At 72.4% G+C, this 24696-nt stretch carries 23 protein-coding genes; 10 read left to right on the top strand and 13 right to left on the bottom strand.

Features of this window, described 5'->3' with window-relative positions; all coding sequences use genetic code 11:
• Positions 1–22 precede the first annotated feature (22 nt).
• Genes CLV68_RS26830 through CLV68_RS26820 form a run of 3 tightly spaced genes read left to right on the top strand, consistent with a single transcriptional unit; the run spans position 23 to position 2621 of the window.
• The gene (locus CLV68_RS26830; protein WP_121393663.1) at positions 23–610 is read left to right on the top strand and encodes an RNA polymerase sigma factor; all 588 of its coding nucleotides are present in this window, start codon (positions 23–25) and stop codon (positions 608–610) included.
• Positions 603–1469 (top strand): hypothetical protein, encoded by an 867-nt coding sequence (locus CLV68_RS26825; RefSeq protein WP_121393662.1) that lies wholly within the window; start codon positions 603–605, stop codon positions 1467–1469. Before CLV68_RS26830 ends, CLV68_RS26825 begins: the two co-directional genes overlap by 8 nt.
• A 36-nt stretch (positions 1470–1505) precedes the next feature.
• A complete protein-coding gene (locus CLV68_RS26820) occupies positions 1506–2621 on the top strand; it encodes an MFS transporter (RefSeq protein WP_121393661.1) in 1116 nt (371 codons plus the stop codon).
• Here the strand turns inward: CLV68_RS26820 and CLV68_RS26815 are convergent.
• Positions 2554–3342 carry a class I SAM-dependent DNA methyltransferase gene (locus CLV68_RS26815; RefSeq protein ID WP_121393660.1) on the bottom strand — a complete coding sequence of 263 codons (789 nt, stop codon included), beginning with the start codon at positions 3340–3342 and terminating at the stop codon, positions 2554–2556. The two genes, CLV68_RS26820 and CLV68_RS26815, sit on opposite strands and share 68 nt — an antisense overlap.
• 127 nt (positions 3343–3469) lie before the next feature.
• Here CLV68_RS26815 and CLV68_RS26810 point away from each other — a divergent pair, with 127 nt between their 5' ends.
• The 3 genes from CLV68_RS26810 (at position 3470) to CLV68_RS26800 (ending at position 7066) form a co-directional block, all read left to right on the top strand.
• Positions 3470–4507 carry a FecCD family ABC transporter permease gene (locus CLV68_RS26810; RefSeq protein ID WP_246010131.1) on the top strand — a complete coding sequence of 346 codons (1038 nt, stop codon included), beginning with the start codon at positions 3470–3472 and terminating at the stop codon, positions 4505–4507.
• 439 nt (positions 4508–4946) lie between these two features.
• Positions 4947–5879: an ABC transporter ATP-binding protein gene (locus CLV68_RS26805; protein ID WP_246010130.1), complete on the top strand. Its 933-nt coding sequence runs from the start codon at positions 4947–4949 to the stop codon at positions 5877–5879.
• A complete protein-coding gene (locus CLV68_RS26800) occupies positions 5876–7066 on the top strand; it encodes an ABC transporter substrate-binding protein (RefSeq protein WP_121393657.1) in 1191 nt (396 codons plus the stop codon). Before CLV68_RS26805 ends, CLV68_RS26800 begins: the two co-directional genes overlap by 4 nt.
• On the opposite strand, the gene CLV68_RS26795 is transcribed toward CLV68_RS26800, so the two are convergent.
• From CLV68_RS26795 to CLV68_RS26785, 3 genes are read right to left on the bottom strand one after another with little or no spacing between them, the layout of a single operon-like run.
• Positions 7053–8258, bottom strand: a complete 1206-nt coding sequence (locus CLV68_RS26795; protein WP_121393656.1) for an ATP-grasp domain-containing protein — start codon at positions 8256–8258, stop codon at positions 7053–7055. The genes CLV68_RS26800 and CLV68_RS26795 overlap by 14 nt on opposite strands.
• The gene (locus tag CLV68_RS26790; RefSeq protein ID WP_121393655.1) at positions 8255–9298 is read right to left on the bottom strand and encodes a pyridoxal-phosphate dependent enzyme; all 1044 of its coding nucleotides are present in this window, start codon (positions 9296–9298) and stop codon (positions 8255–8257) included. The genes CLV68_RS26795 and CLV68_RS26790 overlap by 4 nt, the downstream gene beginning before the upstream one ends.
• Complete coding sequence (locus CLV68_RS26785) at positions 9291–10028, bottom strand: SAM-dependent methyltransferase (protein ID WP_121393654.1); 738 nt, start codon at positions 10026–10028, stop codon at positions 9291–9293. The genes CLV68_RS26790 and CLV68_RS26785 overlap by 8 nt, the downstream gene beginning before the upstream one ends.
• Here CLV68_RS26785 and CLV68_RS26780 point away from each other — a divergent pair.
• A complete protein-coding gene (locus CLV68_RS26780) occupies positions 10027–11361 on the top strand; it encodes a cytochrome P450 (RefSeq protein ID WP_246010129.1) in 1335 nt (444 codons plus the stop codon). The genes CLV68_RS26785 and CLV68_RS26780 overlap by 2 nt on opposite strands.
• A 78-nt stretch (positions 11362–11439) precedes the next feature.
• On the opposite strand, the gene CLV68_RS26775 is transcribed toward CLV68_RS26780, so the two are convergent.
• Positions 11440–12375 carry an anti-sigma factor RsbA family regulatory protein gene (locus CLV68_RS26775; RefSeq protein ID WP_170224603.1) on the bottom strand — a complete coding sequence of 312 codons (936 nt, stop codon included), beginning with the start codon at positions 12373–12375 and terminating at the stop codon, positions 11440–11442.
• 190 nt (positions 12376–12565) lie between these two features.
• Between CLV68_RS26775 and CLV68_RS26770 the strand changes: the two genes are divergently transcribed.
• Entirely contained in the window at positions 12566–13786 is a 1221-nt protein-coding gene (locus tag CLV68_RS26770) for a PP2C family protein-serine/threonine phosphatase (RefSeq protein ID WP_246010128.1), read from the top strand.
• Between the two features lie 401 nt (positions 13787–14187).
• Entirely contained in the window at positions 14188–16833 is a 2646-nt protein-coding gene (locus CLV68_RS26765; protein ID WP_121393652.1) for an HAD family hydrolase, read from the top strand.
• Here CLV68_RS26765 and CLV68_RS26760 read toward each other — a convergent pair.
• The 5 genes from CLV68_RS26760 to CLV68_RS26740 all read right to left on the bottom strand — a co-directional run bounded on the left by CLV68_RS26760 (position 16784) and on the right by CLV68_RS26740 (position 21073).
• Positions 16784–17275: a hypothetical protein gene (locus CLV68_RS26760; protein WP_211346777.1), complete on the bottom strand. Its 492-nt coding sequence runs from the start codon at positions 17273–17275 to the stop codon at positions 16784–16786. The two genes, CLV68_RS26765 and CLV68_RS26760, sit on opposite strands and share 50 nt — an antisense overlap.
• Positions 17272–18546, bottom strand: a complete 1275-nt coding sequence (locus CLV68_RS26755; RefSeq protein WP_121393651.1) for a molybdopterin-dependent oxidoreductase — start codon at positions 18544–18546, stop codon at positions 17272–17274. Before CLV68_RS26755 ends, CLV68_RS26760 begins: the two co-directional genes overlap by 4 nt.
• A 555-nt stretch (positions 18547–19101) precedes the next feature.
• Positions 19102–19755, bottom strand: coding sequence for a class I SAM-dependent methyltransferase (locus tag CLV68_RS26750; protein ID WP_121393650.1), 654 nt, complete (start codon positions 19753–19755; stop codon positions 19102–19104).
• Positions 19752–20420, bottom strand: a complete 669-nt coding sequence (locus tag CLV68_RS26745; protein WP_121393649.1) for a TIGR04282 family arsenosugar biosynthesis glycosyltransferase — start codon at positions 20418–20420, stop codon at positions 19752–19754. Before CLV68_RS26745 ends, CLV68_RS26750 begins: the two co-directional genes overlap by 4 nt.
• Positions 20417–21073 (bottom strand): glycosyltransferase family 2 protein, encoded by a 657-nt coding sequence (locus tag CLV68_RS26740; RefSeq protein ID WP_121393648.1) that lies wholly within the window; start codon positions 21071–21073, stop codon positions 20417–20419. The genes CLV68_RS26745 and CLV68_RS26740 overlap by 4 nt, the downstream gene beginning before the upstream one ends.
• A 164-nt stretch (positions 21074–21237) precedes the next feature.
• Here CLV68_RS26740 and CLV68_RS26735 point away from each other — a divergent pair, with 164 nt between their 5' ends.
• Positions 21238–22521 (top strand): hypothetical protein, encoded by a 1284-nt coding sequence (locus CLV68_RS26735; protein WP_211346786.1) that lies wholly within the window; start codon positions 21238–21240, stop codon positions 22519–22521.
• On the opposite strand, the gene CLV68_RS26730 is transcribed toward CLV68_RS26735, so the two are convergent.
• The 3 genes from CLV68_RS26730 to CLV68_RS26725 all read right to left on the bottom strand — a co-directional run bounded on the left by CLV68_RS26730 (position 22522) and on the right by CLV68_RS26725 (position 24693).
• On the bottom strand, positions 22522–23571 hold the full coding sequence (locus CLV68_RS26730; RefSeq protein WP_121393646.1) for an NAD-dependent epimerase/dehydratase family protein: 1050 nt from the start codon (positions 23569–23571) through the stop codon (positions 22522–22524).
• A gap of 125 nt (positions 23572–23696) precedes the next feature.
• Positions 23697–23867 carry a hypothetical protein gene (locus CLV68_RS34250; protein WP_170224602.1) on the bottom strand — a complete coding sequence of 57 codons (171 nt, stop codon included), beginning with the start codon at positions 23865–23867 and terminating at the stop codon, positions 23697–23699.
• Positions 23868–23985: 118 nt separating this feature from the next.
• Positions 23986–24693, bottom strand: coding sequence for a zf-HC2 domain-containing protein (locus CLV68_RS26725; RefSeq protein WP_170224601.1), 708 nt, complete (start codon positions 24691–24693; stop codon positions 23986–23988).
• Between the last annotated feature and the right edge of the window lie 3 nt (positions 24694–24696).

The following is a 24696-nucleotide window of genomic DNA, read 5'->3' as shown; positions in this document are numbered from 1 at the left end:
GTGGCGAGGGGCGGGCGGTGCCGTGGACGACGATGGTGGGTTGGTGGTGCGGTCGGTCGCGGGTGAGTTGGGGGCGTTCGAGGTGTTGGTGCGGCGCTACCACGGGGTGGCCTGCCGGGTGGCGGCGTTGGCCGGGGCGGGGGCGGACTGCGAGGACGTGGTGCAGGAGGCGTTCGTGCGGGCCTTCGACCACCTGGCGGGGTTCCGGGTCGGGGAGCCGTTCCGGCCGTGGCTGCTGCGGATCGTGGTGAACCAGGCGCGCAACCTGCACCGGACGCGCACGCGGCGGGACCGGGTGACCGGGCGGGTGGCGGTGCTGCGGGAGTCGGTGGACGAGGTGGTCGGGTCCGGGGACCCGCACCGGACGGCGGAGGCGGCGGAGCGGAGCCGGGTGCTGTGGTCAGCGCTGCTCGGACTGCCGGAGAAGGACCGGCAGGTGCTGGGGTGCCGCTACCTGCTCGGCCTGACCGAGGCGGAGACCGCGCAGGTCCTCGGCTGGCCGCGCGGCTCGGTGAAGTCACGCGCGTTCCGGGCCCTGGCCCGGCTGCGGGAGGTGGTCCCGGTGTCACTGGACCAGCGGCTGGACGACGGGGTGCGCGGCCATGCGTGACGACGACCTGATCACCGAACTGGCGACGGCGGAACAGCACCTGCGCCAACCCCCGAACGACCCGGCGGTGGCAGCGATCATGGCCCGGGTCGCCGCGAGGACATCGAGCAACACCGACAGGGCGGCCCACTCGTGGAAGCCGAGCGGACCGACCAGGACGCCCACCGGATCACCCCGGTCCGGGTTCACCGTCGCTCCGCAACCGGGTCGAGCCGTGGTGGCCCGTGTGGGGAGTGTTGCGGTCGGGACCAAGAAGGGGGTGTGGTTGATCGCCGCGGCGGTGGCGGTGCTGGCGGTGGGGGCGAGCGCCCTGGTGTTGGGCGAGGTGGATCGACCCGGGCAGGTGGTCGGCGCTGGGAGCCCGACCATCGCCGTCGCACCCGAGAGCACGTCCAAGGACGGGTGCGAGGCAGTGGCGAAGGACGAGTTCGTCCCGGTTCCGGACGCCGCGACGGTTGGGTGGGTGTTGCCGTCGAGCCCGTCGCTGGGGGAGCTCACGGGCGTGTACTGGCGGTTCGGCGATACGGCGATGATGACCGCGATGTACCAGGTGGGCGGCGCGCGGGTGGTCGTCGAGCGCTACTCCCCCGCCGTGGGCCGACCCTACGCCGAGCCCGATCACCCGACAGCGGAGGAAGACGTGATCATCGGCCGACACCTGGCCACCTGGACACGAGCCCCTCGGACGAACTCCTACCCGGTGGTCTACACCAGCAAGGGCGGCCGAGCATTGGAGGGCGTCATCATCTGCAAGGGTTCCCGCCTCACCTGGACCAATGGCGGCTACACCTACGCGATCAGCGGACCGGTCAGCGAAGAGGTGCTGCTGAGCGTGGCGAACGTGTTCCTCGGCGACTGAGGGAACCATCCGGGACCGGCGGCCGACCGGTGGATCATGGGTGGGGCGCGGGTTCTGTTGCTGGTGGGCGGGTTCCTGGTCAACGTGGGGACATTCGCGGTGTACCCGTACCTGGCCGTGGTGTTGCGGGAGCGGCTCGGCGTGGGGATGGCGCAGGTCGGGGTGGTGCTCGGGGCGGCGATGTTGGTGCAGTTCGCCAGTGCCCCGGTGATGGCGGCGGTGGCCGAGCGGGTGGGTTTGAAGCGGGCGCTGGTGGGGGCGACGGCGCTGTACGCCGTGGGGGCGGTGGCGTACCTCGGCGGGCCGGTGGTGTTGGGGCTCTTCCTGAGTTGCGCGGCGGGGGCGCTCTACTCCCCCGCCTATCGCGGGTACCTCGCGCACTCGGCGTCGGTGGATGAGCGGGCGCGGTTGGTGTCGGCGGGCAACGCGGCAGGGAACCTGGGGATCGCGGTCGGGCCGGTGGTGGGGGCGGTGTCCCTGGACGACCCGGGGCGGTTGTTCGCGATGACGTCGGTGCTGTACGCGGTGTTGTTGGTGGGGCACGCTTTCCTGCGGCCCGAGCGCGAGAACGCCGTGGTGGAGCCGTTTCGGCGGGTGCTGCACGGCTTGGCGGTGACGCCGTTCGCGGTGACCGTGGTGACGCATTACGTCTACATGCAGTTCTACCAGTACCTGGCGGTGTTCGCGGTCGGGCGGCTGCCGATCACGGGGTACGGCGTGGTGATGATGGGGTACTCGCTGGGGTTGGCGGTGGTGCAGCCGCTGGTCGCGGATCGGGTCGGGCGGGCGCGCTACGTGGTGGCGCTGGGGTTCGGGTTCTCCTTCGTGGCGCTGGGAATGGTGGCATTCGCGGGTGGGACGGTGGGGAGCATCGCGGTGGGGGCGGCGGCGATGAGCGTCGGGACGGCGGTGCTGTTCCTCAAGAACGACCTGGAGGCACTGGCGCGGTCGACCCGGTCGGCCACGGTGACCTTCGGGCAACAACGGCTGGCGGCGGGGCTCGGGGCGTTCCTGAGCGGGGTCGTCGGCGGTGCGGTGTATGGGGTGTTCGAGTCGGTGGTATGGCTGCCGGGGTTCTGGCTGGTCATCGCGGCACAGTGCGTGGTGCTTCCGCCGTTGGCGTTGCTGGGGCGGGCTTCTCGTAGACCGTGACGTACATTCCCTGGCCGCGGAAGGGTTCCCGTTTCCAACCGGACCAGCGGTGGCGTGGTCGCAGGCCCGCGATGCGGGCCATCAGGTCGAGTTCGGCGGGCCAGGCGTAGCGCATCGAGACCGGGGCAAGGCGGATGCCCGCGCCGCTGATGAGGACGTGGTGGCCGTCGAAGCGCTGGTTGAGCGGGTCGTGCCGGACGGTGACCAGGCGGACGTGGTCGAGACCCACGTCGTGCACGTCGACGCTCTGGTCGCGCTGGTAGCGCGCGATGTCCGGCACCGGGCACTCCAGGACGAAGCGGCCGCCGGGCAGCAGGCGGTCGGCGACGTTGGTGAAGCAGCGGACCTGCTCGTCCTGGGTCATCAGGAAGAAGAAGGTGCTGAACACGACGAACACCATCGCGAACCGGTCGTCGGTGCCCGGGTCGACATCGGCCATGTCCCCGATGGCGACCGGGATCCGCTCACCGCCCGGCTTGGCCCGCATCCGCGCCACCATGGCCTCGGAGGCATCGATCCCGCGCAGGTCAACGCCTCGCGCCGCCAACGGGATCGTCACCCGGCCGGTGCCGACCGCCAGTTCCAGCACCGGTCCCGGCGGGCCGAGGGCGATAAGGTCCGCCAGGCACCGCACCGCGTCCGCCGGGTCCAGGTCCGCGTGCCACTCGTCGTACACGTCGGCGTTGAGCTCGCCGTAGGTCTGCGGCCCGTAGTGCTCCATGCAACGCCCTCCCGAACGTCGGCAACCACGGCACAAGTCGGCGCGCGCGCCCCGGGAGTTCCCGGGAACCAGCCGCGGTCGCCGTCCGACTTCCTCGTGGGTGGGCGATCCACCGGAGGGAGGGACCGTGGGCAAGGGCGCGGTGGCGGCGGTGTTCGCGCTGCTGGTGGTCCTGGTGCTGGCCGTGGTGGTCGTGCTGATCACGCAGGGGTCGGTGGCGATCCCGCTCGGCGAGGTGGTCCGGGTGCTGACCGGGCGCGGCGCGGAGTCGGAGATCACCAGGACCATCGTGCTGGACGCCCGGCTGCCCAAGGTCGTCGCCGGGCTGCTGGCCGGGGCGGCGCTCGCGGTCGGCGGGACGCAGATGCAGGCGCTGTTCCGCAACCCGCTGGCCGACCCGTTCGTGCTGGGCGTCAGCTCCGGCGCCATCCTCGGCGCGGCCGTGGTCATCCTGGGCACAGGCGGGGTGGGCTGGCTGGCCGGGCTCGGTGTGGTGAGCCAGCTCGGGGTGACCGGGGCGGCGGTGGCGGGGGCGGGCGCGGTGCTGCTGATCGCGCTGGGCATCGCCAGGCGGGTCGGTGACCCGGTGGTGGTGCTGGTGGTCGGGGTGATGCTGGGCTACCTGGCGGGCGCGATCGTCGACATGCTCGTGTACTACACCGACCCCGACCGCTTGCAGGCGCTGGCGACGTTCACCCGCGGCTCGGTGCGCAACGTGACGTGGGACGAGCTGCGGATCATCTCGATCGCGTGCGCGGTGGTGCTGGGGCTGTCGGTGTACCTGGCGCAGCCGTTGAACGCGTTGCTGCTGGGCGAGCGGTACGCGAGCAGCCTGGGCGTGAACGTCCGCCGCGTGCACTTCCTGTCCCTGGCCAGTGTCGCCGTGCTCTCCGGCATCACCACGGCCTACTGCGGCGCCATCGGCTTCGTCGGCCTCGCCGCCCCCCACCTGGCCCGCGGCCTGCTCCGCACCGCCGACCACCGCCTCGTCCTGCCCGCCAGCGCCCTCATCGGCGCCGTCATCGTACTGGCGTCGGAGTACATCGCGGGCGGCAACGGCCTGACCAGGACCTCCCTCCCCCTCAACTCCGTCACCGCCTTCGTCGGCGCCCCGGTGATCCTGTGGGTCCTGCTCTCCGGCCGAGCCCGAAAGCAGGCTCGATGAGCGGGCGCGCGGTGGTGGCGACGGGGATGGCCGTCGGACACCGGGGGCGGGCAGCCGCGACGCCGCGCGACATCGTGTTCGCCGACATCGGCCCATCGGCCCGCGGTGTGGCCGAGTGCGAAGGCAGGGGTGATGGGCAGGCGGTGGGATCGGTCGCCGGGCACCGGAGATGGGGCGGAGTGGTGAGCCGCATCCGGCCTCGCGGGCGAGGAGATGTCGCGTACCGGCCGTGCGCCGTCGCAGTGCGGCCACCATCCAGGACGCGCATCCACCGTGGCGTCGCAAGAGGACTGTGCGACCTCAGGTCCCCCGGCGGTTGTCGCTCGGATGGCGGCAAGGTGTCGCGGTGTGGCCGAAAGCAGGCGCGATGAGCGGGGAACCGGTGCTGGCGACGGAAGAGTTGGTCGTGGGGTATCGGCGGCGGGGGCGGGAGGTTGTGGTGCTTCGGGGGGTTGAGTTGGCGGCCAGAGCGGGTAAGTTGGTCGCGGTGGTGGGGGCGAACGGGGCTGGGAAGTCGACGTTGTTGCGGACGTTGGTGGGGGCGCAGGGGGCGTTGGCCGGGCGGGTGTTGCTCGACGGGGTGGATCTTGGGGGGCTGTCGGCGAGGGAGCGGGCTCGGCGGGTGGCGGTGATGTTGACCGAGCCGGTTGACGTGGGGTTGATGAGTGTCGAGGCCGTGGTGGCGTTGGGGCGGTTGCCGTACCGGTCGTGGCTGGGTGGGCGGGGGGAACGGGACCAGGAGGTGGTCGACCGGGCGTTGGGCGACGCGGGGGTCGAGCGGTTGCGGGACAGGGTGCTCAGCGACCTGTCCGACGGTGAGCGGCAGCGGGTGATGCTGGCCAGGGCGCTGGCGCAGGAACCGGCGGTGCTGGTGCTGGACGAGCCGACCGCGTTCCTCGACGTGGCGCGGCGGATCGAGTTGGCGGCGGTGTTGAGCAGGTTGGCGGCCACCAGCGGGATGGCGATCGTGCTGTCCACCCACGACCTCGGGTTCGCCTTGCGCCGCGCCGACCAGGTCTGGCTCGTGAGGGGGCAGTCGGTGACCTCGGGCGCGCCCGAGGACCTCGCGTACGGCGGCGCTATCGCCGACTGCTTCGCGGGCGAGAACATGACCTTCGACGACGCCGCGGCCACCATCGTGGTCGCCGACAGCGGCACCGCAGGCGCGACCGTGCGCGTCGACGCGGAAGGGCGCCTGCGGCACTGGGCCGAACACGCCGTCCGACGAGCCGGGTACACACCCACCACAGAGGACTCCAGCCTCACCCTGAAGATCGAGCCAGACGCACGCTGGTGGGTCGACGGCGCCGAGGGCACCGGCCTCGGCGCGCTCGTCACCCACCTCAGGAACCCCGGGAGCACCCCACAGTGAAGAAGCTCATGGTCGTACTGGCCCTGGCCCTCACGGGCTGCGCGACAACGGGTCCGGCAGCGACCGACGACGCCCGACAAGGCTGCGTGACCGACTATGCCGAGGGCCGGGACTACTTCCCCGACAAGAGCACCGTCGACGAGTCGGAGCTGTGGGACATCAGCTACCACAACTCGTATAAGACCATCACCCTGACCGACACCGAGACCACCACCGGCACCAAGCTCCGATACGTGCTCTACCAGTGCGGAACCCCCCAACCCAAGGCGACGGGAGACCTGGAAGGCGCGCTGTTCGTCCAGGTCCCGGTCACGAACGTGGCGGTCACGTCGTTCAACGCGCTGGCGATGGTCGACCGCCTCGGCAAGAACGCCGCCATCACCGGCCTCAGTGGACAGTTGCTCAACAACGCCAAGAAGGACCCCTGGTACGACAGCGTGGTCAAGTCCGCGCGAGAGCCCGTATCCGTCGGCGAGTACACCGACCTCGACAAGGAAGCGCTGCTCGGCAGCAAGACCCAGGCCATCTTCATGTCCGGCTTCGGCCAGGGCTTCGACGACATCTCGAACGCCCGCGCGGCCGGGTTGCCCGGGATCAGCGTGTCCAACCGGATGGAGCGCAACGCCCTGGCCTCCGCCGAGTGGATCAAGATGGTCGGCGCGTTCTCCAACGCCGAGTCCGCCGCGAACACCGAGTTCGACAAGATCAAGACCCGGTACGACGAGGTGGTGCGCACGGTCTCCGGCAAGATCGACAACCGCCGGGTCGGCTACCTGTGCGTCACCCCGGAGCGCGGCTGCGAGTTCGTCTACGGCCACGGCACCGAGACCCTCGTCGGCAGGCTGCTCACCCAACTCGGCGCGACCAACGTCTTCGCGCGCGACAACGGCGCCCCCAACGGCAAGCCGTACGACTTCGAGGCGGGCGTCGGCGCGGGTGCGGACGCGGACTTCTTCGCGGTGTACGACCCGATGAAGATGACCCTCGACACCCTCAAGGCCGACCCCAGGATGGCGCGGTTCCGCCCGTTCAAGGAGGGCAACTTCATCGCGGGGGTCGACAAGAACTTCGAGGAGTGCCGCGCGAAGACCTACCTCGACGTGGACGTGCTGATCCGCGACTTCGCCATCGGCCTCGCGCCGGAGTTGTTCCCCGGCGCGAGCAGCACCTGCTTCACCCGCCGGTGACCCCGTGGCGGGCGGTGACCACAGGGGTGACACCGCCCGCCGCGGCCAACGCGCGGTGCAGCGCGATCTCCGCGGTCGGTCCCTCGGCGAGGACGATCCCGGTGCAGGACCGTTGGTCGGCGAGGTGTTCGACCACCTGCCCCGGCGCCGCGGTCGGGTACCACTGCGGCGCGCCGGGCAGTCTCGGCAGTCTGTCCACACCGGACCACCCGTCCAGCACACCCGGACTCGACGGGTACAGCAGCACGAACCCGGTCGCGCGGTGCACCGGTCGCGGCTCCCGGTCGAGCAACGCGGGGTGCTCGCCCAGCGCCATCGCCACCATGTCCTGGTAGACGTTCGTGTCGAGCGCCCGGCACAGCGCCTCGCCGACCAGGGCGCCGCCGATCCGCGGGTTGATCTCCACGACCTCGGGCCCGTCGGCGGTGAGGACGAACTCGGTGTGCGCGAAGCCCTGCTCGAACCCGGCGACATCGAGCACGCGGCCGATCCAGCGCCCCAGTTCGTCGAGTTCGGCGCCGGGGAACGCGACCGGGAACGCGGCGGCCTCCTCGCGGCGTACCGGTTCTGGCGAGAGTTGCCTGCTCATCACGCCGAGCAGTCGCGTGCGGCCGCCCCAGGTGATGGTTTCGGCGCTGTAGAGCGGTCCCTCGAAGTACGGCTCCGCGATCAGGCGGCCCTTCAACGGTGTGCCAGCAGCGGCGCGCAGTGCCTCGGCCAACTCGTCCGGCGTGCGGGCCAGCCACACCCCGCGCGACGAGGTCCCAGCCGAATCCTTGACCACCAGGGGAAACTCGTCCGCCGTGCAGGGATCAAGCGGGCCGCCCCGGCTGAGCCCGTGCTCGTGCAACCGCGCCCGCACGGCTGCCTTGTCCCGCAACACCCGCACGGCGTCAGCCGATGGCCCCGGCAGCCCCAGTCTGGCGGCAAGCTCGGCGCCAGGGATCGCCCACGTGTCCGTCGAGCTGATCAACCCGGCGAGATCGGGGATTTCCCGCAACGCGGCCTCGCACGCCGCCACGTCAGTGGTGTCGATGTCCACCACTCGCACCCTGGATCCCATTGTGGACAGTTCGTGCCGGTAGATCGACCGGTCCCCCGTCAGCAGCACCAGGTCGTGCTTGGCCGCGGCCGCGGCGTCAGCCAACCTGCCGAGCCCGAACGTCAGGGCCTCCAGCAACACGACCGTCACAGCACGGCGTCCTTCCGTCGACGTTCCTGAGCGGGCACCCGGGCACCGCGCCGCGCCCACTCCATAGTGGACCACGGCATCGCCAGGTCACCGAGATCGCTGATCACCAGCGGCGCCAGGCCCGCCGGGTCAATTGCCTCGCGGTGGCGGGTGAAGACGCGCTGGGTGTAGCGGTGGCCGGTGTCGGCACCGATGACCAGGTGGGTCCGGTCGGGGGCGTCGCGCGCTTCCCACGACGCGACCAGGTGGGCGGCGCCGGTGGACAGGCCCGCGAACACGGCGTGGTCGCGCATGAGGGCGACGGTGGCGGCCATGGCGTGCTGGAAGTCCAGCCAGTGCACCTGGTCGTAGAGGTCGTGGTGGACGTTGTCGAACGCGATGGCGCTGCCGATCCCGGCGATGATGGCGTCGGGGTCGGTGAACCGCTCGCTGCCGAACGTCACGCTGCCGAAGGGTTGGACGCCGACCAGCCGCACCCCGGGGTCGTGGCGGCGCAGCGCGCGGATCAGGCCGCCGGTGGACGCCCCGGTGCCGACGCTGCCGACCACCGTGAGCCGCGCGCCGGGCAGCGCGTGCCGCAGGAGTTCGGCCAGTTCGGCGTACCCCAGGTGGTGCACCGGGTCGTGGTACTGGCGCATCCAATGCAGACCGGGGTCGGTGGCGAGGAGCTCCCGAACCCTTGCGACGCGGCGGTTCTGGTCGAGCCGCAGGTCGTCGGACGGCGGCATCTGGTCCACCGTGGCGCCGAGGATCTCCAGCTGGGCGCGGGTAGCGTCGTCCACGGTGGTGGACGCGACGATGTGGCAGCGCAGGTCGTAGCGGTGGCAGGCCATCGCCAGCGCCAGCGCGTAGATACCACTGGAACTGTCCACAACGGTCTGACCCGGCCGGATCACGCCGGTGTCGAGGAGATGGCGCAGCGCGCCGAGAGCGGCGTAGACCTTGAGCGTCTCGAACCTGATCAGCACGACGTTGGGCGCGAGCCGGACGAGGGCGGGGGTCTTGACCGCGTCGGTGATGTGCTCGTGGACGTCAAGCACGGGTGCCCCGCACGATCAGCCTGCTGGCGTGGTTGTCGTAGGGCGACCCGTCGAAGTCGCCGAAGCACTCGACCTCGGTGAACCCGGCCGCCTCGAAGAGGGTCCGCAGCTCGGCGGCGCTGTAGAGGACACAGTGGATGGACGTGCGCCGGATCTCGTCGCCCCGCACGTAAGTCCAGTCGGTGCGCAGCCGGGTCCAGTCCTCGAGGATGGTGTCGCGCATGAACACCGTGCCGCCGTCGACGTCGACGGCCTGCGGGCGACCGACCCAACCGGCCAGGACTTCCTTGCCCAGCACGTCGACCAGCATCCTGCCGCCGGGCACGAGGCTGGCATTGGCGTTGCGCAGCACGGCGAGGTTGTCGCCGGGGTCGGTGAAGTAGCCGAACGAGGTGTACATGTTGACCACCAGGTCGTAGGAGTCGCGCTCGACGAACTCCCGCATGTCGGCGCGCACCAGCCGGGCGGTCACCCCGGCCCGTTCGCAGGCCGCCCTGGCCATCGCGAGCATCGCCATGCTCAGGTCGACCCCGGTGACCTCCGCGCCCTGGGCGGCCAGCGGCACCACGTGCGTCGCCGGACCGCACGCCAGGTCCAGCACCCGGTCTCCCCCGGCGACCTTGAGCAGCGGCGAGGTCGCCACCAGCCGTTGCGCCTGCGCCGCCCGCCGCGGCGGGAACATCACGTCCGCGAACCCCACCCAGACGTCGTCGTCCTCGTACCAGCCCATGTCCGCTCCCCGCCTGCTCGGCCGTCCCCTACAGGTCGTCGCCGCACGGCGGCGGGTTCCCGGGGTCAACCGACCGGAACTCCGCGCGGTGCCGGGCCGACCACTGGTGGTGACGCCGTTCGTCGCGACCACCGGGAGACCGCCGATGCGACCCGCACGCCAGTACCCGTTCCGCGAGCCGACCGCGCTGGAGCTGGAACCCGAGTACGCCCACCTGCGCGCGCACGAGCCGGTGAGCCGGATCTCGCTGCCGTACGGGGGTGAGGCGTGGTTGGTGGTGCGGTACGAGGACGTGCGGGTGGTGCTGGGCGACCCGAGGTTCAGCCGGGCCGCGCTGCTGGACCGCGACGTGCCGCGCACCTCGCCGCGCAGGCTGACCGACCCGACGCTGCACACCACGGACCCGCCGGAGCACAACCGCTTGCGCCGCCTGGTGTCCGGCGCGTTCAGCCCGCGCAGGCTGGAACGGTTGGCCGCGCACGCTTCTCGGGTGACGGAGGAGCTGCTCGACCGGGTGGAGGAGCAGGGGCCGCCCGCGGACCTGGTGGCGGGGTTGGCGGTGCCGCTGCCGGTGTCGGTGATCTGCCACCTGCTGGGGGTGCCGCTCGTGGACCGGGATCGGTTCGCCTCGTGGGTGGACATCGCCCTGGCCACCACGGCGTTCCCGGCCGCGGAGATCCACGCGGCTTTCGCGGCGCTCAAGGATTACCTGGCGTCATTGGTCGCCCTGCGGCGGCGGGAGCCCGCGGACGACCTGCTCGGGGCGCTGGTGGTGGCCCGCGACCAGGACGGCGGGCTGAGCGAGGAGGAGCTGGTGGTGCTGGGGGTGACGCTGCTCTACGCGGGCCTGGAGACGACGTCCAACCACATCGGCAACTTCGTCCACACCCTGCTGTCGCACCCCGCACAGCTCGCCCGGCTGCGCGCGGACCCCGCCCTGCTCGACTCAGCGGTGGACGAACTGCTGCGGCTGACGCCCACGGTTACCTCCGCCGGTTTCACCCGCATCGCCCTGGAGGACATCCCCCTGGGCGACATCATGATCCACGCGGGCGACGCCGTGATGGTCCACCTCGACGCCGCCAACCGCGACCCGCGCGCATACCCCCACCCGGACGAGCTCGACCTGACCCGCAAACCCAACCCCCACCTGGCCTTCGGCCACGGCCCCCACTACTGCGTCGCCGCCCAACTCGCCAAAGCGGAACTCCGCATCGCCCTCGAAGCCCTGCTCCGCCGCTTCCCCACCCTCCACCCCGCCGAACCCGCCACCCCCCACTGGCGCCAGGGCCGCATGGTCCGCGGCCTCGATCGCCTCCTGGTCACCTGGTGACCGCTGCCAGGGCTTGGTAGCCGACAGACTCCTGGCTCACCTGGGCCCTGGGTGAGCGGGTGGGGCGAGGGTGGCTGGTCAGCCGGTGACGCTGAGGCGGACTGTGAAGCCGGTGGTGTCGTGGGTGTGCAGGACGTGGGTGCAGAGTTGGTGGGCTATCCAGAGGCCGTAGCCGCCGCCGTGGGGGCCCGGGGTGGGGATGAGGCCGGCGAAGGGGTCGGTGGGGCCGGGGCCCGCGTCGTGGACGGTGACGACCATGTGGGCGGGTTCGGTCCAGGCGCGCAGGTGGATGGGGGCGGTGCCGTGGGTGTGGGCGTTGGTGACGACCTCGCTGACCGAGACCACCAGGTCGTCGAGGGCGGCTGGCGACACGGTGCGCACGGCGTGCAGGGCGGCGCGGGCGGCGGCGGGCATCGGGTTGACCAGGTCGACCGCGGGCGGGGTGGACTGGACCGGGAGCGGCTCGGCGCGCCGGGGGCGCCGCAGGAACGACGACGGGTCCACGAAGGCCGGGTTGCTGGGGTGCTCACCGCGGGGGTCGGCGAGGAGCGGGTGGGTGCTGAGCACGTCGTCGACGACCTCGGGGGCGAGCACGCGGGTGTCGTAGGTGCACATGGTGCTGACGGGGAAGCGGTCGAAGGCGCGGTTCACCGCGGCCTCGTACCGCGACCACACGTCCCACTCCCGCTCCATCGCGGCGGGCGGCAGCGCCCCGAGCACCCGCACCGCGCCGACGCCGTCGAGCAGCGTGGTGAACAGGTCGCAATAGGACTTGATGGCCAGCGCCGGGCGCGCGTACTGGCCGCCTGCGGGCAGGGTGGTGACGGCGTCGGGGCGGTCGAGTTCGGCGAGCACCATGTCGGCGCGCTTGGGGTCGAGCGCGATCACCACGGCGTCGCCCCGGTCGACGCCCTCGGCCAGGAACGGGACGGCGCTGTCGAGCAGTTCCCGGTCGCTGGCGTAGCACAGCGCCGTGTGCTCGTAGCCCAGGACCGAGCCGCTGTCCGCACCCACCTCGACCCACACCTCACGATCGCCGAACCCGGATCACCGCCGGACAGTCCTGGAGTGCCACCTCCCGGCCGAACCGAACCCCACTGTACGGGGGCCCACCCTGGCGACCAGTACCGATGCGCCACCCGACCGGGGGCATCCTTGATCAACCCGGGGCGGCGCGCGCCACCGGCCGGCTAGGCTGCCCGGCGTGCCGGAGACCCCCGGCTCCACCGATCGCGTCGGCGTGCTGGAAGCGATCACCGACGTCGGGCTGCGGCAGATGGAGCAGGCGGAGTCGCTGCGGGCGCTGCTGGCCAGGGTCCGCGACGCGTTCGGCGTGGACACCGCCACGATCCTGCTCTACGACAGCGCGGCGGAGCGGCTGCGGGTGCACGCCACGGCCGGCCTGGAGGAAGAGGTCCTGCACGGGGTGACCGTCGAGCTCGGCGCCGGGTTCGCGGGCCGGGTCGCCGCGACCAGGGCGCCGCTGGTCATCGACCGGGTGGACGCCACGACGGTGGCCAACCCGCTGCTGTGGCGGCGGGGGCTGCGGGCGCTGCTCGGCGTGCCGATCCTGGCCCGTGACGACCTGGTCGGGGTGCTGCACGTCGGCTCGACCGGCACCAGGGCGTTCACCGAGGCCGACACCCACCTGCTGCGGCTGGTGGCCGACCGGGTGGCGCTGGCCATCCAGGCGGAGTTGACCAGCGCGGAGCGGGCCGCGACCACGGCGCTGCAGCGCAGCCTGCTGCCCACCCGGTTCCCGGTCGTCGACGACCTGCGCTTCGCCGCCCGCTACGTGCCCGGCGCCACGACCGGCGTCGGCGGGGACTGGTACGACGTGTTCGCCCTGCCCTCCGGCCGGGTCGGCGTCGCGATCGGCGACGTCTCCGGCCACGGCCTGGCCGCCGCGGTCGTGATGGGCAGGTTGCGCAGCGCGCTGCGGGCGTACGCGCTGGAGAACGACGACCCGGCCGAGGTGCTGACCAAGCTGCACCGCAAGGTGTCGCACTTCGAGAAGCGCAGCATGGCCACCGTCGCCTACGCCGTGGTCGACTGCCGCACGCGCCGGGTGACGCTGTCCTCGGCGGGCCACCCGCCCCCGGTCATCGCGGTGCCCGGCGCGGCCTCGGGGCTGGTCGAGGTGCCGCCGGACACGCCAGTCGGCCTCGGGCTCGGTGCCGGGCGGCGCAGGCGCGCCACGGTGGTCGACCTGCCCGACCGCGCCGTGCTCGCCTTCTACACCGACGGCCTGGTCGAGCGCCGCCGCGAACCGATCGACCCGTACCTGCGCCGCTTGGCCGCCGCCGTCACCCCGGAGGACCCGGACACCGTCTGCGCCCAGGTGATGGCGGCGCTGGTCGGCACCGACCCGACCCAGGACGACATCGCGCTGCTGGTCGTGCAGGCGCTGCGCACCGCGAACTGAACGGCCGCCGACAAATGCGGTAGTCCGGCCCGCGCGCTCGGGCCGGAGAATAGGCCGATCGGCGGAAACAATCGGGGCCGACGCAGCCGAAATCCCATTTCAGGGACTTGTGCAGGCGCTCCAGGTTGGCAATCCTCGGCATTTCACCACCGGCACTGGGCGTTACGCAGGGTTCCGCACCGCCTGTGCTGCACCTCGCGCACCCAGCACCAGCCCGGTAACGATCCGTAGCGCAACACGTCCGAGTGATAACGTAAGGTAGCCGAAGAGTCGTGGTGGCCACCGCCGACGACCCGAATCCGCGGCGCTGCGTGAATCCCCAGTCCCGACCGGGAGCGGCGTCGCGAAGATGGTCTATGCTCGCGCGTCGTCCACGACGGACAACCCTCCAGGGGGAAAGAATGGCGAACAGTTCTCCGGATTCGCGGATCGCGAGCCACGGCCAACTCGGCACCGTCGCGCGGATGATCGCCGACGGGTCGTGCTCGGTGCTCTCGCTCGACGTGTTCGACACGGTCCTGTGGCGGCGCGTGCCAAGACCCACCGACCTGTTCGCCGTGCTGGCCGCACACCTGCGCTCGACCGGGCAACTGCCCGCGTGGATCGGTGACGCCGCGTTCCGCAGGATGCGCATCGCCGCGGAGCAGACCGCGCGGGCGCGGCGGGAGTCGCTCGGCTGGGAGGTGTCGCTGTTCGACATCTGGGCGGCGATGCCCGCCGCGGTCCTCGAGCCGGTCGGCCTCGACGAGCTGGTGGCGGCCGAGGTGCGGGTGGAGCGCGCGTTCACCGTCGTCGACCTCGACATCGCCGCGCTCATCGGCGCGGCGCGCGACAACGGCATCCCCCTGGTGCTGGTCTCCGACACCTACTTCACCGAGGAGCACCTCGCGCACCTGCTGGACCGGCCCGAGATCGGGTCGCTCGCCGACGTGCGGGTCTTCCGGTCCCACCAGCACGGCGTGGACAAGGCGCACGGCCTGTGGGAGGTCGTGCTCGGCGACCTCGGCCTCGCCGCCGGTCAGGTGCTGCACATCGGCGACAACCCGGTCGCCGACGTCGAGGCGGCGGGCGAGCTCGGTCTGCGCGCCGTCTTCTACGAACGGGTGGACCGCGATTTCCAGCAGGTCATCGAACGCGAGGCCGAGACGCTGGACTCGTTCGGCCCGTTCGGCGACCTGGTCGACCCCGCGCACGGCGACTTCGGCCTGACCACGCTGCGCGCGCGGACCCTGGGGGCGCGCGCGGCGTCGGAGCCGACGGCGGTGGAGACGTCGTGGCGCTACGGCGCCGCGGTGCTCGGGCCGGTGCTGACCGGGTTCGCCGAGTGGGTCGCGGCCAAGGCGCACGAGGCGGGCACACCGGTGGTGTGGTGCCCGATGCGCGAGGGCGAACTGCTCTCGGTGATGATCGACAACGCCGCGCGGGCCCGGGGGTGGGCCGTGCGGGCCAAGCCGGTGTGGCTCTCGCGGCACGTGGTCTCGGTCGCCACCCTCGACGCCGAGGAACCCGAGGCGGTGCGCGAGTTCCTGCGGCCACGCCACGAGCTCACCGTGCGTCAACTGCTGGAGACGTTGCACCTGCAGCCGGGCGAGGTGCCCGAGCTCGCCGGGTCGCTGGACGCGATGTTCGACAACGAGCACACCATCAGCACGGTGTGCGCCGCGCTGACCGGGACCGCGCACCTGCGCAACCGGCTGGCGGTCATGGTCACCGGGGCCCGCGAGCGGCTGGTGCGGTCCCTGCGCGAGGCCGGGGCGCTCGACGGCGACGAGCTGACCCTGGTCGACATCGGTTGGGGCGGCACCATCCAGCTGCAGCTCTCCAGGCTGCTGCACCGGGTGGGCATCGACATCGAGCCTGCCGGGCTCTACCTGGCCACCAACGAGCGGTGCACCCCGGTGCTGCTGGCCGGTCTGCGGGTCGAGGGCTACCTCGGTCAGGCCGGGCACCCGCGGGAGGTGATCGCCGCGGCCAGCCGCAGCCCCGAGGTGCTCGAGCAGTCGATCAACGCGCTGTGCGGCTCGCTGATCGACTTCACCGAGGGCGGCGAGCCGGTGCTCGGTCCCGTCGCGGGCAACGCCACGCAGCTCACCGAGCGCCGGGCCGTGCAGGACGGCATCCGCGCGTTCCAGGAGAACTGGTACCGCTACGTCGCCACCGACAAGAACTGGCCGCTGCTGACCACCGCGGCACCGCGGCTGGCCGCCATCCTGACCGCCGTGCTCAGGACGCCGACCGCGCGGGAGGCGTCGGTGCTGGGCAACTGGCAGCACGACGACAACTTCGGTTCCGCCGCCGTCACCAGGCTGATCCCGGCGGACCTGGTGCAGGCCATCCCGTACCTGTCCCCCAACGACCTCGACGACCTGCACATGCGGGACTCGTTCTGGCCGTCACTGCTGGCCGCCTCGGACCGCAAGCTCGCCGCCGCGGCCAGGGCGGTGGCCGCGGGGTCGTTGGACCCGGCGGTGTTCGAACCCTCCGGCAAGCCCTTCGAGACGCACCTGCGGTACCGGGCGCGCGACGAGGTCTGGCACGACGGCCCACGCCGCCGGGTGCGGATCAACCACAACGGGCTCTCGTTCGCGCGGATGGGGTTCGCGAGCGAGGACATCACGCACGTGTCCCTGGCGATCCCCGGCCGCCCCGCCCTGGTGCGGGTGGACTGGATCGAGGCACGGGTCATCGCGGGCCACGACCGGGTGGCGAAGGTGCTGCGGTGGGACGACCCGGCGGACTTCGCCGACCTGACCTTCGCCGAGTGCACCTGGCTCGGCGGCAACCTCGTGGAGTTCGACTACCCGTACTCCGCGGTGTGGTTACCGCTCGCGGCCCGCGCCGGGGGCACGGTGTCCTCGGGCCAGGTGACGATCGGGTTCGCCATGCTGCCGCAGCCGGAACCGACGATCGGCCCGCGCCTGGCAGCGGCCGCCCCCCGCCCCCGGGTGGCGGACCGGCTCGTGGCGCAGTACCGCACCCGCGGCCCGGTCGGCGTCATCACCGGCGCGGCCAGGGTCGCCGCCAGGAAGCTGACCGGCGAGCGGTGATCACCGGGGCCCGCTGTCCTCGTGGTCTGCTCAGGAAGACCCGGACCGCGTAGACGGCGGCGCTCGTCGCGATGAAGGCGGCGGTGAGCAGGAGCCAGCGGGCCAGGAACGGGGTCTGGGTCAGGCCGGTCGCGGTGTGGAAGGTCTCGGCGCCTTGGCGGACGATGCCGGGGAAGAACATCAGCAGGAGCAGTGCCGAGGCCAGCAGGGGTGCGCGGATGTGGTTGACCAGTGGGACGCGGGTGTCGAGGCTGGTGATCGCGCGGTCTGCCGCGGTGTAGGCGGGGAAGAGGACCAGGTCGTGGGCGATCGCGGCGGTCAGGAACCACGTCGCCATGCGGGGGAGGCTGGGGTCGTCGGCGATGCGGGTGATGGCGTAGGCGGTCACCGCGAGGCTGCCCAGCAGGGTCGCGGCGTGCCAGGGGCCGTGGGCGTGCGTCACGTCAGGAACTCGATCGAGCGGACCCACTTGGTGTTGTGCACACCGGGCAGGGCGGGGACGATGACCCGCGCGGGGTAGCCGTGGTCCGGGGACAGGTCGGCGCCGTTCACCAGCAGGGCGAGCAGCGCGTCGGGGTCGAGGACCTGGTTCCCCTGCAACATGGCGGAGTTGAAGGCGCCGTCGCGTTCGCACGACCGGACGCGGGCGGCGGTCGGTTCGTCCACTCCCGACAGACGCGCGAGGTCGCGGAGTCGGACACCGGTCCACTCCTGGGTTGTGGACCACCCTTCGACGCAGGCGATCGGCAGCGTGGCGGTGTGCTGGGGCAGGGCGGCGAGTCCCGCGCGGTCCAGGGCGACCCGGGTCGTGCCGGTCAACTGGAGGGTCCAGGCGGGGCCGGTGTCGGTGGCGGTAATGCCCGCCGCGGCGGCGGTGCGGTTGACCGGGAACCCGTTGGGGCCGTCGCCGGGGTCCAGACCGCGGGGCACCAGGAGGGCGAGCGGCCGCAGCCAGCCGACGGTCTGCCCGACGGAGAGCACACCGACGAGCAGCGACCCACCCGCGACCACGCCGAGCGCGCCGCGCCTGCTGATGGTCGGTTTGGTGGGCGCCGTGGCGACCAGTCCGCCGTCTTGCGGCTCCTGGCGGGTATCGGCCCGGGAGGTGCGCAACTCCACGCGCAGCGACCGCGACCTGAGCGCGGCGACCAACGCCGGGAACTTGATCACGAGATGGGCGGCGAGCGCGGCCATGAAGACCCAGGCGCCGTAGTAGTGGGCGGTGTAGAAGCTGAACCCGAAGACGTAGTCGTACTGGATGTTGAGCAGACCGGTGACGATCTCGAACAGGATCGAGCCGACCAGCAGCAGCACGGACAGCCGCTCCAGCAGGTGCGTCACCGAGCGAACCGGCGGCCAGGCGAACAGTCGCGGTAGGACAGACCACAGCTTGGCCAGCACCACCGGGACCAGGACCAGCCCGAGACCGACGTGCAGTCCCTGGGTGAGTTGGTAGAGCCAAGCGGGGTGGGTGGGCCAGTCGAACCCCGGCAACCGCAACCAGCCGACGTCGCCGGGGATGGCTTGGCCGAACTGGGGTCCGTAAGCGATGTAGGACAACAACCCCGTGATGGCGACGATCGGGAGCGCCACGAGGAGCACGAGCCCGAACACAGCGGTCAACCAGGGCCCGCGCAACGGACTCCGCCACCGCTCGGGTCGAAACGGCCAGCGGTCCCGCAGCCACCCCACGGCCTGCTCCTGGACTCTCATGGGCGACTGCCCGTGGTGATGTGCCTGTGGACGTCCGCGAGGTGGCCGCAGCCGGCCGGTTGATGGGAGCCAGCCAGTTCGAGGGAGCCAGCCAGTTCACGGGAACCAGCCGGTTCGAGGGGGTCAGTGGGCATGGGCCCGGCGGTTCCGGTGGCACGACCAGCGAGGCACACGCTTGCGGCACGCCCGCAGGCTCGCTGTCGGGCAGACACCCACTCGGCCGCGCCGGTCCGCCCGCGACGTGAGCAGACCGGCCGACGGAGGCCCGCAGGCGCGGGCCGACTCGGAAACGGTGGCGCGACCGACAACATCGGCGCGCGGCGTTCTGCCGACCTCGGCAAGCATCCGCGTGACCGACCGGGGGATCCGCGGCGGGTAGACCGGCCACCATCACCCGACCCGTGTCGGGGGCCAGTCGATTCGAGCGAACCAGCCAGCCTGAGAGGGTCAGCCGGTTCGAGGGGGTCAGCCGGTTCACGGGAGTCAACCGGTTCGAGAGGGCCAGTCGATTCGAGGGGGTCAGCCGATTCGAGGGAGCCAGTTGGTTCGAGGGGGTCAGTGCGCATGGGATCGCCCCAGTCGGGCGAAGCAGCGGTTGGTGGTGGTGCCGTGTTCGGTCACTCGCAGGCCCGCGCGGGTGGCGACGGTGGCGATGGCGTCGGTGCCGACCTCGGCCCAGGGGAACCAGGGGCCGCGGGGGGTGACCCGGGCGGCGCCGCGCCAGAGGCCGGTGGGGGTGGGGGTGGTCTCGACCAGGATGGTGCCGCCCGCGCGGATCAGGGTGCCCGCGCGGCGCAGGAGTGCCACCGGGTCGCCGCCGATGCCGATGTTGCCGTCGGCGAGCAGGGCGTGGTCCCAGCGGCCCTCGGCGGGCAGGGCGGTGAAGATGTCCGCTCGGCGGACCGGGACGCCGCGGTCGCCGCACTGGGTGATCGCCTGGTCGGACTTGTCGACGCCCAGGGCGGACAGGCCACGGGCGAGCAGGGCCTCGACCAGCCGTCCCGGGCCGCAGCCGAGGTCGACGGTCGGGCCGTGGCAGCGGTCGAGCAGCCAGCGGTCCGCGCCGCAGGCCCGGTCGCGCCAGCGGTCGGGGTGCAACGGGGAGGTGCGACCGTCGGACAGCTCCAGCGCGGCGACCGTCCCCACCAGCGCGGTGGCGAACTCGTCGGGGACCGGGGTTCGGCAGTCCACATCCGACTCCGCGGTCACACCAGTTCCCGAACCGCGGCGGCGAACCGGCTGCCCGGCAGCGACGCGGCGACCATTCGGGCGTCGTCGACAGTGTCCACATCGGTCAGTTGCGGCGCGCCGACCAAGCGCAGCCCGCAACCGCGCAGGGCAGCGGCGGTGCGCTCCCCGGTGTCGTCGCGCGAGGTGGGGACATCGGCGATGGCGGAAGCCCGGCGGGGGTCGCGCAGTCCGAGGACCCACCAGCCGCCGTCCGCCGCGGGGCCGAGTAGCGCGTCGGTGTCGGGGGCGCGCAGGGCGTGGCGGCAGTCGCGGAGCAGGTCGGGGCTGATCTGCGGGGTGTCCATGCCGACCTGGAGGGTCTCGGCGCCGGGGAGCAGGTCGGCGACGTCGTCGTGGGCGGCGGTGATCCGCTCGCCGAGGGTGTCACCGCGCTGGGCGATCACGGGCAGGTCCCGCACGGCGCGGCGGAGTTCGCGGTGGTCGACGGCGTCGTCGAGGTCGCCGGAGAGGACGATCACTGGCTGGGCGCCCGGGACCGCGCACAGGGCGCGGATGGTGTCCAACAGCGCGGCCGCGGCGACCCTGGCCGCCTGCTCGGGTGTCGCGGGTGGGCAGAGCCGGGTCTTGACGAATCCCGGCCGGGGGGACTTGGCCAGCACGAGGAGCGCTGTCGTGGGGGTCATGAGCGCAGAACCGCCGTTCCGAGGTCGCGGACGGCCCGGACGGTGCCGAGCACCGAACCGGACACTTTGGACTTGCCACCCGCGCGCGGGAGGTAGGCCACGTCGACCTCCTCGATCCGCCACCCCGAGTCGGCGGCGCGGCGCAGGAGTTCCACCGGGTACCCGAAAGCGCGATCGGCAACCCCGAGGGCGAGCAACCGCTCCCGGCGCCCCACCCGCACCGAGGCGATGTCGTGCACGGGCACGCCCCGGCGGCGCAGCATCGCCGACAGGACCGCGTTGCCCGCGCGGGCGTGCCAGGGCTGCACGGACCGGTCCGCCGCCACCCGTCGACCCACCGCGAGGTCGGCGCCCCCGGTCACCAGCCGGACCAGGGTGAGCAACTCGGACGGGTGGATCGAGCCGTCGGCGTCGAGCACGGCGACGAGGTCACCGCGCGCCTGCTCCAGGCCGGTGTGGACAGCCGCGCCGTACCCGCGCCTGCGCTCGACCACGACCCGGGCACCGCACCGGCGGGCCACCTCGGCGGTCCCGTCGGTCGAGCCGTTGTCGACCACCAACGCGGTGTAGCCATCGGGCATGGCCCGCAGGACGCCTGGTAGGGCCTCGGCCTCGTTGAGGCACGGGAGGACGACCTCGACAGTTTCGGTCACAAGGGGGATTCGTACTGGACGGCGCCCGGGATTGCTTGTCGATCAGTTTTTCCCGCGTTCTGCGGAACTCCCCCACTGGCCCTACACTGACGCCGGTGCGGTCCCCCCACTCGCCATCTCCTTCTCCCCCAACGGATTCCGATCGCCGATCGACCCGGTACGACCTGGTGGCCGTCGCGGTCGCGGTGGGTGTCGTCGTGGTGGCCGCATTCGTGGGTTGGGATCTCAAACGTGCCGGCGTCAACATTTTCCTGCCATTTCCACCACTGCTCGCCCAATGGCTCCCCCACGTCGGCCCGGGCACCGCGTTCGCCGTCCTGATCGCCGTGGCGGTCGTGGCCTGGGGGCCGGGGCTTGCCGAGCGGCAGGGCTGGAAGCCGTTGCTCGGTCTCGCCTGGCTCACCTCGCTCGGCTGGACGTTCGCGCTGGCGCTGTCCGACGGCTACGGCAAGGGCTTCGCGGGCAGGCTGACCAGCCGCGACGAGTACCTGACCGACGTGCCCAGGGTGACCGACATCCCAGGCATGGTGCGCGACTTCACCTCGCACATCCTCACCGACCAACCCGGCGCGTGGACAACGCACGTCGGTGCCCACCCGCCCGGCGCGTTCCTCCTGTTCGTCTGGCTTGACCGGATCGGCCTGGGTGGCGGCGCGGCCGCGTCGGCGCTGTGCGTGCTCGTCGGCTCCTCGGCGTGCGCGGCGGTGGCGATCGCGGTCAAGGCGCTGGCCGACGAGCGGGTGGCGCGCGCGGTGCTGCCGTTCTCGGTGCTGTTCCCCGGCGCGGTGTGGGTGGGCGTGTCCGCCGATGGACTGTTCGCGGCGGTACTGGCGTGGGGTGTCGCCGGGCTCGCTTGGGCCTCGACCCGGCGCGAGCGGGCGGTGGTCGCCGTGGGAGCGGGCGTGTTGCTCGGCTACTGCCTGTACCTGTCGTACGGCTTGGCGTTGGGCGGTGCGGTGGCACTGGCCGTGGTTGCCGTGACTCGGCAGTGGCGCGCGGCGCTGTTCGCCGTGTTCGGGGCGGCCCTGGTGGTCGTGGCGTTCACGGCGGCGGGGTTCTGGTGGTTCACCGGGTACGAACTGACCAAGGTCCTGTACGCGGGCAGCATCGCGCAATCCCGGCCGTACTGGTACTTCGTGTGGGCGAACCTCGCCGCGTTGGCCTTCGCCTTGGGACCGGCCGTGATCGCGGGCGTGCGGCGGGCCGTGGTCGCCCCTCGGCTGTTCGGGTGGGGCGCGGCGGCATTGGTCGCGGCCGGGCTGGTGGCGGTGCTCGGCGCGGATGTCTCGGGGTTGAGCAAGGCCGAGGTGGAGCGGATCTGGCTGCCGTTCGGGACGTGGTTGGTGGTGGCGTGCGCGTGGCTGCCGCGAGCGGGTGCCAGGTGGTGGCTGGCCGCGCAGGCCGTGCTGGCCCTGGCGGTCAACCACCTCCTGCTCACCGTCTGGTGATCACCCCCGCAGCGGGGCCTTAGCGAACTCGACCATTCCGTCCTCAAAGGACACTTCAGCGACGAACCCGAGTTCCGCGCGCGCCCTGGCCGGATCGGCCACCACGTGCCGGACGTCGCCCGCCCTCGCGCCGCCGACCACGTGCGGCGCTGGGCCGTTCATCGCCTCGGACAGCGCCGTGGCCATCTCGCCGACGGTGTGCGGGGTGCCGGAGCAGACGTTGACCGGTCGGCACACGCCCGCGGGGGCGGGTTCGGCGATCGCGGCCAGGTTCGCGCGCGCCACATCGGTGACGTGCACGAAGTCCCGCCGCTGGTGGCCGTCCTCCATCACCTTCGGCGCCCCACCCCGCTCCAGCGACGACCGGAAGATCGACGCCACCCCCGCGTACGGCGTGTCCCTGGGCATCCGCGGACCGTAGACGTTGTGGTACCGCAACGCCCAGACGTCTCCCCCGGTCTGGCGCGCCCAGGCCGCGCAGAGGTGCTCCTGGGCGAGTTTCGTTGCCGCGTAAGTGCTGCGGGGGTCGAGCGGCGCGTCCTCGGGGACCAGGCCGGGTTCGAGGGGTTCGCCGCAGTGCGGGCAGCCGGGCTCGAACCTGCCCGCCTCGAGGTCCTCCACGCGCCGCTGACCGGGGGTGACGACGCCGTGGCTCGCGCAGTGGTACCGCCCCTCACCGTAGACGACCATCGAACTGGCCAGCACCAGCCGCTGGACCTTGTGCCCGTACATGGCCGCGAGCAGGACCGCGGTCCCGAAGTCGTTGATACCGGCGTACTCCGGCGCGTCCGACGGATCCACCCCGTGCCCCACCATCGCCGCCTGGTGGCACACCACGTCAACCCCGTCGAGCAGCCGATCGAGCACCTCGCGGTCGCGGACGTCCCCCCGCACGACCTCGAACCCGGCCGACCACACCGGAAGATCACCGCTGCCGTGCGCCTGCGGCAACAGGGAATCCAGCACCACCACCGAGTCTCCCCGCTGCCGAACGGCGTCCGCGATGTGCGACCCGATGAACCCGGCACCGCCGGTGAGCAGAATCCGCATCCCCCGACCCTAGGCCGCCCACCCCGTCCCCGCCGGACTCGTCTGGTGCAGCGACGACTACCAAGCGGGTGTCCGGGCCAGCCTGAAGAGGGCGACCGCGTTCACACGTGAAGCGTCGCGGCGTGTCACCAGGTCCGGGTGGCCAGGACGGCGACGGCGTTCTCGGCGTCGCGCCAGACGCCGACGGCCTGGTGACCGGCGGACTCGTCGGTGGGCCAGGCCGTGACCACGGGGACGGTGCCCTCCACGACCGCGCGGGCGATGGCGTCGGCGGCTCTGCTGTCGGGTGGGACCACCTGCGGAGGGTAGCCGGGGCCCGGGCGGGCTCACGGAGGTGGAGCCCGCCCGGGTGGACGCACTGGGCAGTGGGGTTGGACCGCCCTGGCGTGGGTCTGTCCGGTGGGTGGGAGGAGGTCAGGCGGCGTGCTTGGCGGTGGGGCGGAGGTGGCGGGGTTTGCTGCCGGGGGCGGGTTCTGGCGGGTCGGCGACGTCGGTGCCGGTGTCTGTGTGTCCATAGAGGACAGGGGTGCCGGGGGTCGGCTGTTTTCGGAAGGCGCGGGAGACGACGAGCAGCAGGGCCAGGCCGACGACGACCGGGAGGTGGGACAGGACGCGCTCGGCGCTGGCGCTGCCGGTGATGAGGTCGTGGGCGGAGAAGGCGACCAGGACGGCGACGAAACCGGCGAGGGTCGGCAGCAGGCCCGCGGCGCGGTGGGACTGCCAGGCGGCGACGAGGAGGCCGACGCCGAGAGCGAGGTTCCAGGCAGCGCCCTCGTTGAACAGGTGGCCGGTCATGCCGTGGTCGGTGTGGCCGCCGGTGGCGCCGGTGAACAGCTGCGACAGGGCGAGCCCGAGCTGCACCAGGGCGACCACGGCCAGCGCGACCCGCGGCCCGACGGCCCGCCCGCGCGGCGACGGGATGGCCAGCACGGCGTCCACCAGGTCGGGCACCGGTTCGGCCGGTCGAACCCGGATCGACCTGGTCAGCACCTCGGCCCTGTCCAGCCACCCGGCGCAGTCCTGGCACAGCGCGAGGTGGCCGTCGGTCTCGGCGGCGGGCGCGGGCTCGGCCTCACCGTCGAGGCGGGCCGAGAGCGCGGCACGGCAGGTATCGCAGTCCACGTG

It is taken from the genome of Actinokineospora cianjurensis, assembly GCF_003663795.1.
Classification (GTDB): domain Bacteria; phylum Actinomycetota; class Actinomycetes; order Mycobacteriales; family Pseudonocardiaceae; genus Actinokineospora; species Actinokineospora terrae.
The sequence above is the reverse complement of the archived record's forward strand: the minus strand, read 5'-3'. Positions and strand labels throughout refer to the sequence as shown.

Coding starts and splice junctions, on each gene's coding strand:
- CLV68_RS26825 (WP_121393662.1), top strand. CDS start 603: ATGCGTGACGACGACCTGATCACCGAACTGGCGACGGCGGAACAGCAC.
- CLV68_RS26820 (WP_121393661.1), top strand. CDS start 1,506: ATGGGTGGGGCGCGGGTTCTGTTGCTGGTGGGCGGGTTCCTGGTCAAC.
- CLV68_RS26815 (WP_121393660.1), bottom strand. CDS start 3,342: ATGGAGCACTACGGGCCGCAGACCTACGGCGAGCTCAACGCCGACGTG.
- CLV68_RS26780 (WP_246010129.1), top strand. CDS start 10,027: ATGTCCGCTCCCCGCCTGCTCGGCCGTCCCCTACAGGTCGTCGCCGCA.
- CLV68_RS26785 (WP_121393654.1), bottom strand. CDS start 10,028: ATGGGCTGGTACGAGGACGACGACGTCTGGGTGGGGTTCGCGGACGTG.
- CLV68_RS26765 (WP_121393652.1), top strand. CDS start 14,188: ATGGCGAACAGTTCTCCGGATTCGCGGATCGCGAGCCACGGCCAACTC.
- CLV68_RS26755 (WP_121393651.1), bottom strand. CDS start 18,546: ATGAGAGTCCAGGAGCAGGCCGTGGGGTGGCTGCGGGACCGCTGGCCG.
- CLV68_RS26745 (WP_121393649.1), bottom strand. CDS start 20,420: ATGACCCCCACGACAGCGCTCCTCGTGCTGGCCAAGTCCCCCCGGCCG.
- CLV68_RS26730 (WP_121393646.1), bottom strand. CDS start 23,571: ATGCGGATTCTGCTCACCGGCGGTGCCGGGTTCATCGGGTCGCACATC.